4 protein-coding genes are annotated in these 11,951 nt (G+C 43.8%); 3 read left to right on the forward strand and 1 reads right to left on the reverse strand.

The genetic code is table 11. From position 1 onward, the window contains the following. Positions 1 to 23 precede the first annotated feature (23 nt). The 3 genes from AAE02nite_RS09115 to AAE02nite_RS09125 all read left to right on the forward strand — a co-directional run bounded on the left by AAE02nite_RS09115 (position 24) and on the right by AAE02nite_RS09125 (position 6,738). Positions 24 to 1,856: a PQQ-dependent sugar dehydrogenase gene (locus AAE02nite_RS09115; RefSeq protein ID WP_146897412.1), complete on the forward strand. Its 1,833-nt coding sequence runs from the start codon at positions 24 to 26 to the stop codon at positions 1,854 to 1,856. 463 nt (positions 1,857 to 2,319) lie between these two features. Next, positions 2,320 to 4,545, forward strand: coding sequence for an NADP-dependent isocitrate dehydrogenase (locus tag AAE02nite_RS09120; protein ID WP_146897473.1), 2,226 nt, complete (start codon positions 2,320 to 2,322; stop codon positions 4,543 to 4,545). A 222-nt stretch (positions 4,546 to 4,767) separates the two neighbouring features. After that, on the forward strand, positions 4,768 to 6,738 hold the full coding sequence (locus AAE02nite_RS09125; RefSeq protein ID WP_146897413.1) for a DUF262 domain-containing protein: 1,971 nt from the start codon (positions 4,768 to 4,770) through the stop codon (positions 6,736 to 6,738). 415 nt (positions 6,739 to 7,153) lie between these two features. Here AAE02nite_RS09125 and AAE02nite_RS09130 read toward each other — a convergent pair whose 3' ends face one another. Next, positions 7,154 to 11,869, reverse strand: a complete 4,716-nt coding sequence (locus AAE02nite_RS09130) for a PKD-like domain-containing protein (protein ID WP_170252558.1) — start codon at positions 11,867 to 11,869, stop codon at positions 7,154 to 7,156. Positions 11,870 to 11,951 lie beyond the last annotated feature (82 nt).

Consider the following 11,951-nt stretch of genomic DNA (forward strand, 5'->3'; position numbering starts at 1 on the left):
CAGCACCACAAATACCATTAACAATGGGTAAACATCTTTATTTATTTGTTTTAACCTGCTTACAGTTACTTTTTCTGGCCGGCTGTTCTCCCAAACAAACCCCAACGGTTACTAATTCGGACCCCGCCCCGTCCACGCTGTCCGGGGCTGAACAGTCCAAAGTTGCGGGACAAAAGCCTACGGATTCGGTTCCGGCCACTAGTCCGTATGCCTCTAATCCGCAGGTCATTTCCCAGGGCGAGGCTTTATTTCAGAACAACTGCGCCACTTGCCATAATTTCAAACAAAAAGGCATCGGCCCCAACCTGGCTGGCGTTACCGCAGAGGTTTCGCATGCCTGGATCACCAGCTTCATTCGTAATGCCCCGGCAGTTATTGCGAGTGGTGATGTCCGGGGAAAACGCCTTTTTGCAGAATTTAACCAATATATGCCGCCTTTTACGGGCTTAAGCAATGCTGATATCCAGGCCCTGGTTTCATTTATAAACACCCATAAAAAAACGGCGCCCCCCAACGTGAGTAGCGCCCAGTTTGGCGAAGCCATCAAAGACCCTATACCAACTAAAATTCCTAAATCTAACCTGAAATTAATACTGGACGAAGTATTAACCGCGCCGGCTACGGCCCAGAAAATACCTTTGGCCCGCATAAACAAAATGCGGGTATTAACCGGCGGTAAAAAAGACCGGCATTTTATACAGGAGCTGCGGGGGCTGATTTATGAAATAGAAGGTAAAAAGCTGAACGTTTTTATGGATATTACCAAAGAACGTCCGGGTTTTATTCCGCAACCAGGCTTGGCCACTGGCTTCGGGAGTTTTGCTTTTCACCCGGAGTTTTACAAAAATGGTTTATTCTATACCACCCACACCGAGAAAGCCCAGGCCGCCCCGGCTGATTTTGCTTTTGCCGACTCCATAAAAGTAACCCTGCAGTGGGTACTAACCGAGTGGAAAATGAAAGATCCCTATGCGGCGACTTTTGCCGGTACGGGCCGGGAAATGCTGCGGGTTAATATGATGACCCAGGTCCACGGGGTGCAGGAAATTACTTTTAATCCTTTGGCCAAACCAGGTTCGCCGGATTATGGCTTATTGTACATTGGGGTGGGCGACGGCGGTTCGGCCGAAGGCGGCGCTTACTTTATTTGTAACAGCAATAAAACCATCTGGAGCTCGGTGCTGCGCATCGACCCGAAAGGTAGAAACAGCCAAAACAAGAAATACGGCATTCCGGCCCAAAACCCCTTTGCCCAAGACAATGATTCCCAAACCTTGGGCGAGGTTTATGTCCGGGGTTTCCGCAATCCAAACCGCATTACCTGGTCACCGGATGGCAAAATGCTTATCTCGGATATTGGTTTAAATAACATGGAAGAACTAAACCTGGGCCAGGCCGGTGCCGATTACGGCTGGCCGGCCCGGGAAGGCACTTTCCTGCTGGACTACCGGGGCAAAATGGACCGGGTTTACGCCCTACCGCCGGACGATAATAAATTTAACTATACTTACCCGGTAGCGCAGTTCGACCACGACGAAGGCAATGCTTTTTCGGGTGGCTTTGTTTACACCAACCCCAATATTCCGGTTTTAAAAGGCAAATATATCTTTGGCGATATTGTGAGTGGCCGCGTATTTTTCGTAGAAAACAGCCAACTCAAGCTGGGGCAGCAAGCACCCATTCAGGAAATGGATCTGCAAATTGCGGGCAAGCGCACTACTTTAAAGGAAATAATGGGCGGCAAAAAAACCGACCTCCGCTTTGGCTTAGGACCAAAACAAGAGCTTTACATTTTTACCAAATCAGATGGCCGGATTTATAAAGTAACGGGCTGCTCAACTAAGGAAGAAATATAACCCTAAATTCTGAACGCTAGACCAAAGCATAGCCCTGAAAGGGCGAAATCTCCCAACATAGGGTGCAGCCATGTGCTGATCAAGCACCCGAAAGCCAAAGCCCGGAATGGGCGTAATTATTTCTGGTTAAATTTCGCCTATTCAGCGCGCTTAAATTACCGATGGGCTGCACCCATCGCTGACGGATTTCGCCCTTCCGGGGCTATTCGGAATATATAAATAGTTTATAAAATATTCGGTCAAATTTCTGTTCAAAAATATTGCCCCAAAAGTTTTTAACAACCCTTTACGGATTGCCTACTAAATCTGTACTATTCCCAAAAGACTATTATATTTGCCGCTGTAACTATTAGGTACTATCGTCCGGATAGTTAGGTACATCATACTAAAAAAATAAACCAGTCATATAACTTATATGCACCACCTTTTGGGTGTTTATAAAAACTTAAACCAAAAGCATAACATGACCAAAACCGCAAAAATTGTTTACACCATAACCGATGAAGCGCCGGCCCTGGCAACGTATTCTTTTTTACCGATTGTACAAACTTTTACAAAGGCCGCCGATATAGCAGTTGAAACCCGGGATATTTCGCTGGCCGGCCGGATTCTGGCTACTTTTCCGGAGAACTTAACCGAAGAACAAAAACAAAACGATGATTTGGCTTACCTGGGCGAATTAGCCAAAACGCCGGAAGCCAATATTATTAAATTACCCAATATTAGTGCATCGGTGCCGCAGTTAACGGCCGCCATCAAAGAACTGCAAAGCCAGGGGTATAATATTCCGGATTACCCGGCCACCCCGCAAACCGATGCGGAAAAAGAAATGCAGACCCGTTACGGCAAAGTACTGGGTAGTGCAGTAAACCCGGTTTTACGCGAAGGTAACTCCGACCGCCGCGTGGCGCCGCCCGTGAAAGAATACGCCAAGAAAAACCCGCATTCCATGGGTGCCTGGTCTTCTGATTCTAAGTCGCACGTATCGCACATGGACGGCGATGATTTTTACGGCAGCGAGCAATCGGTGGTAATGGAGCAGGCTGGCTCGGTTAAGATTGAATTTGTGGGTGCCGATGGTACCACCAAAACGTTAAAAGACAATTTAGCTTTAAAAGCCGGCGAAGTAATAGATGCTTCGCGGATGAGCAAAAAAGCCTTGCGCGCTTTTTACGAAAAAGAAATTGCCGACGCTAAGACAAAAGGTGTTTTGTTATCGCTGCACCTGAAAGCCACCATGATGAAGGTTTCGGACCCGATTATGTTTGGCCACGCGGTAACTGTTTTCTTTAAAGATATTTTTGAGAAACACGCCGAAACCCTGAAAAGCATTGGCGTTAACCCGAACAACGGTTTAAGTGATTTGTACGCTAAAATCCAGAACTTGCCAGCTGACCAGAAAGCCGCTATTGAAGCCGATATTAAAACGGTTTACGACAATGCCCCGGCCTTGGCCATGGTGGATTCAGACAAAGGCATTACCAACCTGCACTTCCCGAACGATGTAATTATTGATGCTTCTATGCCGGCGGCAATCCGGACTTCGGGCCGCATGTGGGGTGCCGATGGCAAAGCGCACGATACCAAGTTTATGATTCCGGACCGCAGCTACGCCGGTATTTATCAGGAAGTTATCGATTTCTGTAGAGAAAACGGCGCTTTCAACCCCAGCACCATGGGTACCGTGCCCAATATTGGGTTAATGGCCCAGAAAGCCGAAGAATACGGATCGCACGACAAAACTTTCCAGATTGCGGAAAGCGGTACCGTACGGGTGGTGGATGCTAATGGCAATGCTTTAATGGAGCATAAAGTAGAGGAAGGCGATATCTGGCGGATGTGCCAGACCAAAGATTTACCCATTCAGGACTGGGTAAAACTGGCTGTAACACGCGCCCGCATTACGGATACCCCGGCCATCTTCTGGCTCGATAAAAACCGGCCGCACGATGCCAACCTGATTCAGAAAGTTGAGAAATATTTACAGGACCACGACACCAACGGACTAGAAGTAAAAGTGTTATCGCCGGTAGAAGCCATGCGTTATACCTGCGAGCGCGCCAAAGCTGGTCAGGATACCATATCGGTAACGGGTAACGTACTCCGCGATTATTTAACCGATTTATTCCCGATTATAGAATTAGGTACCAGCGCCAAAATGCTTTCGATTGTGCCGTTGTTAGATGGTGGCGGCTTGTTCGAAACCGGAGCCGGTGGTTCGGCGCCGAAACACGTGCAGCAGTTTACCGAAGAAAATTACCTGCGCTGGGATTCGTTGGGTGAGTTCCTGGCCTTAGCTGTTTCGCTGGAAGATTTGGCTTACAAAACCAAAAACGATAAAGCCGCCGTATTAGCCGAAGCCCTGAACCAAGCCAACGGCAAGTTCCTGGAAAACGACAAATCACCTTCGCGTAAAGTTGGCGGCATTGACAACCGGGGCAGCCATTTCTACCTGGCATTATACTGGGCCCAAGCCATGGCCGAACAAACCAAAGACCAGGAGCTAGCTTCTAAATTCGCTAACTTGGCCAAAACCTTAACCGAAAACGAAGCCAAAATTGTAGAAGAGCAAATTGCGGTACAAGGCAAACCCGTAGATTTAGGTGGATATTTCCGTCCGGATGCTGCCAAAGTTGAGAAAGCCATGCGGCCGAGTGAAACTTTGAATGCAGCTTTAAACAATTTCTAACTGTAATAAACTTACTTCAAAAGGCTACTGAATTAATTTTCAGTAGCCTTTTTTTATTACTAGGTTTTATTTATTATTAGTGGAAATATACTGATTTGTTGTTAGTAATGCTCTTGTTAGTTTGAAGTTGAAAAAAGCAGTATATACTTATTATGAATTCTAAAAGGATTTGTTCCCTTTAGGTACGAGTTAGCAGTAAGGTTAAAAGATTCACATATAATTATGCAAGCAAAAGAAACTAAACTTCAAGATATAATTGAGGGAACAAAACAGTATGTAATCCCCCTTTTTCAACGTACTTATAGTTGGACAAGTAAAGAATGGGAAATATTATGGAAAGACCTTGTGGAATTATGTGAAACAGAAAATCCAAGAACACATTTTATAGGATCGATAGTTAATATGCCAACGGTTTCTGTACCAGAAGGAGTTGCGAAGTACCTCCTTATAGATGGACAACAACGATTAACTACAATATTTATAATTCTAACACTATTAAGAAATAAAGCAAGAGAGAATCAAAATGAGGAATTTGCAGGAGAGATTAATAATACTCTATTAGTAAACCCTTATAAAAAGGATAATGACTTCTATAAGTTAATGCCAACACAAGTAGACAGAGAAATTTATAAAAATTTTATTAATGGAAGATCTAATGAAAAGGAGAGTCAATTAACAAGAGCCTATGATTTTTTTGAGAAAAAATTAAGGCAGTATCAACTAGACCCCGAGAAGCTAAAAAAGATAATTACTACATATTTTTCAGTAGTTAGTATACTTTTAGATGCAGATGACAATCCTTATTTAGTATTCGAGAGTTTGAATGCAAAGGGACGACCGCTAACCCAAGCTGATTTGATAAGGAATTATTTTTTCATGCGCATTCATGTTGATAAACAAGAACAGGTTTATAGCGAATTTTGGCAGCCAATGCAAGATGCATTAGAAGATAATTTAACTGAATTTATTCGCCACTTTTTAATGAAAGAAGGTTCTATTATCAAACAAACAGATGTTTATTATGAATTAAAGGATAATGTAAATCCTCAAAATTCAATCATATATTTAGAAAACCTACAAAAGCATTCATTATATTATCAAAAAATCCTTTATCCAGATTATGAAAATGATAAAGATTTACAAAAATACTTTCGCAGACTGAACCGATTTGAAGTAACTACGGCATACCCACTTTTGCTAAAACTTTATAATTATTATGTTTTAGACACCTTGCCCAAAGAAGATTTCATTACGGCTTTACAGACAATAGAGAATTATTTAATCCGTAGATTTGTTTGTGGTATACCTACTAATCAATTGAATAAAATTTTCCCCGCGATTATTCCTCAATTAATATCTAAATATGAATTAAAAATACCTGAAGGACTTCAATATCTTTTGCAGACGAAAGGGTATCCAAAAGATAATGAATTTAGAGTCCGGTTAAAAGAAGCAAAACTGTATGGAAGCGGCGATAGATATGTAAAAACAAAGCTAATATTAGAAAGCCTGGAGGAATATTTTGGTCATAAGGAGAATGTTCTACTTGAAAATTTGACCATTGAACATGTTATGCCTCAAACATTATCTGAAGCATGGCAGAGTCACTTAGGAGAAGAGTGGGAAGAAACCCATGAACTCTATTTGCATACAATTGGTAATCTTACCTTAACAGCCTATAATACTGAGTTATCCAATGATGATTTTTCCACTAAGAGAGAGATATTTATTGAGAGTCATTTAGAATTGAATAAGTATTTTATTGCATTAACTAAATGGACCAAAGAGGAAATTGATGAGCGTTCTGAATCCCTAGCTAATAAAGCTATCGAAATGTGGCCATATTTTGGTCATGATAATTCTTTTAAATCTGAGATTCAAGAAGTCACTGGTACAATTCCAACAGAAGTAAAAATATTAGGTCAGAGCTTTAGTGTAAAATCTTGGAGAGATGTCTTAGAATTAACGCTAAATACAGTTGCAGACCTTGAACCTGAGAAGTTTGAAATTATTGCTCATAATTTTCCAAGATATTTAGGGAGAGAAAAAAATAAATTTAGAGCAGTCCGAGAATTAGAGAATGGTTATTTTTTGGAGGTAAATTTATCTGCTCAAAATATACAAAGGTTGTGCTATCAAGCTATGGAAACAATAGAACTATCATCAGAAGACTGGAAAGTAGCAGTTGAATAAGAATCATCAGAGGAAACATCTTCCCTTGATCAGCAAAGGGCCTCTTGATAATCTAATTATAAAAATATTTTTTAAGCTGAACTGTTAAGTCTTTAGTTACACCAGTATAAAGAACTGTTTTTTTCGGATTTGAATGAATATAAACGAAATAGTTTCCTTTAAGCATTGTAGCTAGCGCTTTTGAATAGGCTATACAGTATCTTCTTGAATGACAAAAATAATAAACCAAAAAGAGAAATAATAAAAGAAAAAGGGCAACACATCGCTGCCCTTTTTCTTTTATTATTAAAATTTCGATACTCTAATTAAATGCTTTTTACAGCTGATATCCAATCAATAGCCAGATAACACTTTTAACATCGGTTGTTTTACTTTGCCGGTATTTTCTATCAGGTAACAACACTGGCTCCCGAATTTACCTGGACACCGAAATACGCCTGGTCTCTAACCCTTTATCGGTCAGGAGTTGGAGCAGGTAGACGCCTTCGGCCAATCCGGCTACGTTTAACTCTAATGTTAAGGCTTTACCCGCTACTGCTTGTCCGGCCGAGATGTTTTTCACTTTAGCGCCCTTGCTGTCGTAAAGTGCTAACGTGTAATTACCCGTAATTTTCAAAGAAAAGTTTACGGTTGCCTGGTTACGGATGGGGTTCGGATAAACCTGCATATTATTTACCAAAGCTTCTTCAACCATAACCGGATTTTTAGTGGCAGTCAGCGCTGTCTGGCCCGGTGCCAGAATCTGCACCGAGATACTAACTTTCTGGCCGAATGCATCGGTAACGGTTACGGTGTAAATACCGGCGGCTAATCCGGTTAAGTCTTCGGTCGTAGCGCCGTTGCTCCAGCGGTAAGTAAAAGGGGCAATCCCTCCTACTACACTTAAATCAACAGAACCATCGCGGCCACCGGTTGCAGATACATTTATTTGTGACGAGGCCAGCTTAATCGGGTCATTTTTCCGGCCTACGGTTACAGCCGCTCTGGCCACACAGCCTTTGGCATCGGTGAGGGTTACGGTGTAAGTACCCGGGGCAGCGACGGCTACATCCTGGCTGGTCAGGCCGTTGCTCCACTGATAAGTATACGGAGCGGTACCGCCACTCACGGTTAAGTCGATGGCACCGGCACCGGTAGTTGGTCCCCACATGCCATACCAGGGTTCGGCTTGCGTAATTTTGCTCGTAAGCGCTACACTGCACGCGGTTGGCTGGGGTTCGGCACTTTTTACCGCAAAGCTCTTCTCGGTTGAAGCGGAATTGTAATTAGCATCACCCGCCTGAGCAGCCCGTACGGTTACGGTACCTACTCCGGTTAAAGTAACCACATTCCCCGCGATAGTAGCTGGCCCGGAAACAATGCTGTAGCTAAGCGGTAAGCCCGAAGAAGCTGTGGCACTCTGCATAAAAGGTGCTTCACCTAAAGTCTTATCCGGAATAGCCGCTAAGTTAATGGTTTGGTTCGCTTTAGCTACGGTGAAGCTACGCTGTACCACAGTAGCGTCCGAATAATTGTTATCGCCCGGTTGTTCGGCTTGTACGGTAACGGTACCAGCGCCTAATAGATATAGCGTATTGCCCAGCAATTTAACTGTTCCCGAAATTACCCGAAAACTTACCGGCAAGCCAGAAGAGGCAGTAGCGGTTAAATTAACGGGAGCATCACCATAGGTTTTATCGGCCAGCGGTGCGAAGTTAATGGTTTGAGCGGCTTTAACTACTGTAAAGCTCTGGTCAACTGGTTGTGCGGTGTGATAGGTTCCACTTCCTGCCTGGGAGGCGCGCACCGTTACTATTCCGGCTCCAGTAAGCGTGACAATATTGCCCGAGATAGTAGCCGGCCCCGAAAGAATACTAAAGCTAACCGGCAGACCGGAGGAGGCGGTTGCACTAACCATAAACGGCGGCTCGCTAAAGGTTACTTTGGGCAGCGGCGGGAAATTAATAGTTTGACTCATCTTCGGAGGGCCCCACACCCTGAAGGTGCGATCTACATCCGGAGCAGCCAGATAAGTGGCATTGCCTGCTTGCGAAGCCCGAATTGTCACCATGCCTGAGTCGGTTAGCGTAACTGTATTACCCGAAATAGTAGCGCCGCCGACTACCACGCTAAAGCTCACCGGCAGACCCGAAGAAGCCGTAGCGCTGATGGTAAATGGTGCATCGCCATATTCCTTGTTGGGTAAACTAGCAAAACTAATGGTTTGGCTCAGCCTCGTAGGACTCAGCACATTAAAACTTACATCTACCGGGGTAGCAGCCAGGTAACGGTCGTTGCCTGGGTGGTAAGCCCGTACGGTTACTTTACCCACGCCGGTCATGGTCAGGGTTTTACCCGATAGGGTAGCCGGACCCGACATAATCCGGTAGTACAAACTTAACCCGGAACTGGAGGTAGCATTCAAAGTAAAAGGGGCATCGCCGTACAACTTATCCGGTATGGGTGGAAAGGTGATGGTTTGGGTCTGTAAGCCCGAGGTATTTACGGTAATGGTAAGACTGGCTGTTCCGGCACAACCATTGGCATCGGTACCGGTAACGGTATACGTGGTAGTAGCCGTAGGTTTCGCAATTACGGAACCTCCGGTAGTACTGCTTAAACCCGTAGCCGGCGACCAGGTATAGTTGCCGGCACCGGAAGCGGTTAATGTAGCCGAACCGCCACTCGTAATGGTGGTGGCATTGGTGGTAACTACTATTTTAGGAAGTGGGTTTACGGTTGCGGTAACCGGCACCCGGGTACTTTCGCAGGAGCCATTCACCACCGAAACATAATACGTAGTGGTTGCTGCAAGCACCGGCGTGGTAAAGATTGCAGTGGTTGCAACAGGTGTGCTAGTTGAATTGCTGGTGTACCAGCGGTAAGAACCCGTGGCAGGTGCGCCGGAAGCAGTTAGTGTAACCGGACCAGGGCCGCAGGTGGCTTTTGAAGTGACTGTTGGGGCATTCGAAATGGCACTGGCTACCGCCAGGGTTTGCGGAGCACTACTTCCGCAGCTATTTTGAAAATTCACACTAATGGTTCCTGGTGCTGAACCAGCTTTCACGGTAATAATATTTGTCCACTGACCACTTATAATGATCCAGCCCGAAGGTAGTTGCCAATCATAATACCCGGTTTCGTAGTTATAATTTTGGTCTGCTGGTTTAGCTGTATACACGACTAATTCACCCACACAGGGTGTATTGGTATTGGCAGTAATAGGAGTTAATTGGGTTGGTACAACAACAGGCTCTACTGAATTGTACCCCACGTGGCTACCACAAAAACTATCACCTGATAAAGTTATGAGACCATTGGTAGTACCGACTTTTACAGTTATACTTGAAGTTCCCTGGCCACTGACAATAGTCCAGCCACTTGGTACATCCCAGCTCAAATTCTTATATAACTCTGGGTCTGAAGCTGTGTAAACAGCTATTGTACCTGAACATGGGTTACTGGGGCCATAAAAAAATGGCTGGCCTAAAACATTGACAGAAGTACGTAAATCGGTACCGTTATCGGTACCAATTACAGCAGGTGATAAAGTTGAAACAACGCGTAATCTGTAACCTTTACCTTCTGGGATATTTGATGAAAAGGGGATATCTGCAAAAATTGGGCTTGCTGTACCTTCTCCTATTGTTATCGGAGATGCGAAAGATCCCGTCGTATCCGAAAGCTGAACTTTGAATATTTCAGATGGGCTAAATGTACCACTTGTAGTAAAAGAAACTTCGAGAGGCCCGCCGATACAAAAACCTGGCAAAGCTAAATTCTTAGTTGTAATAGTTCGCTCAGGTGTATGAGAAGGTGATAATTTTACAACCCAATAATCATTAAGGTAACTATAACCAGTACCTATCCTACTCTCACTTTTATCCCCGCTTAAATTAGAATGAGAACTTCCTCCCATAAAATACCCCCCATCGTCCGTTTGCTGAATAAAACTTAAGATATCTTCATAATCTCCGCCAAGGGTTTTATCCCATTCTTTTTTACCAGTAGCGTTTATTTTTACAACCCAGAAATCATTTCCTCCCCTACCATTTTCGCTCTTATCAAAACTCCAACCAGAATTAGACTTACCACCTAAAATATAACCACCATCGGTTGTAAGTTGCATAGCAGTAACCGCCTGACTTCCTCCCCCACCATAAGTATTATCCCATTCTTTAAGACCCGAGGCGTTCAACTTCACTACCCAGAAGTCAGCAATTCCTTTATTCTCTATACTTTTATCACCACTTATCCTTGAGATTGACCATCCACCCAGGATACAGCCCCCATCAGGCGTTGCTTGTAAAGCTCCAAAAACTTCAAAATCAATTCCTCCCAGCGTATTGTCCCATTCTTTATTGCCCGAGGCATTTAACTTAACAACCCAATAATCACTATAACCTCCTTTATTTTCACTCTTATCCCCGGAGATATTCGATTCGGAGGTTCCACCCACTATAAAGCCGCCATCTACGGTTTGCCGAACAGTCTTTAATTCATCCTTAGCATTCCCTCCTACGGTTTTATCCCATTCTTTCGTGCCATTGGCGTTTAGCTTGACAATCCAATAATCGTCATAACCTTTAGAATTTTCGGTTTTACCTCCAAGCTGATATGCATTTGAGGTAGAATTCCCACCCAGAATATAACCACCATCCCTTGTTTGTTGAAGACTTATTAAATTGTCTTGGCCCGTTCCACCAAATGTTTTATCCCATACTTTATTTCCGGCAGCATCTAATTTTACCACCCAATAATCGCCACCACCAAATGAACTCTCACTTTTATCACCACTTATATTAGACACGGAAATTCCCCCTAGAATAAACCCCCCATCGGTGGTTTGCTGGATAGAATTTAAATCATCTCCGCTTGTGCCTCCAATAATCTTATCCCATTCTTTGTTGCCATTGGCATCTAATTTTATTATCCAAAAATCACTTCTCCCCGTACTGTAGCCTACTTGGCTTTTATCACTACTTATCCCGTAAGAATACGTAGTTCCTGCTAAAATATAACCACCATCGGTTGTCTGCTGACCAGAATTTAATAATTCATTATCCTCACCTCCCAGCGTGTTATCCCATTGTTTGGTTGGCTGGGCTATAAGATTAGCAATAGATACACTGTACCATAAGAGAAATACCATTATGGCGAAAGTCGCTCGTGTTATTGAATGTAGGCTTGAACCATTAAAGGCTCTCTGTTTTGTAATTTTTTTAATCATAAAT

This window comes from Adhaeribacter aerolatus (assembly GCF_007991635.1).
Taxonomy (GTDB): domain Bacteria; phylum Bacteroidota; class Bacteroidia; order Cytophagales; family Hymenobacteraceae; genus Adhaeribacter; species Adhaeribacter aerolatus.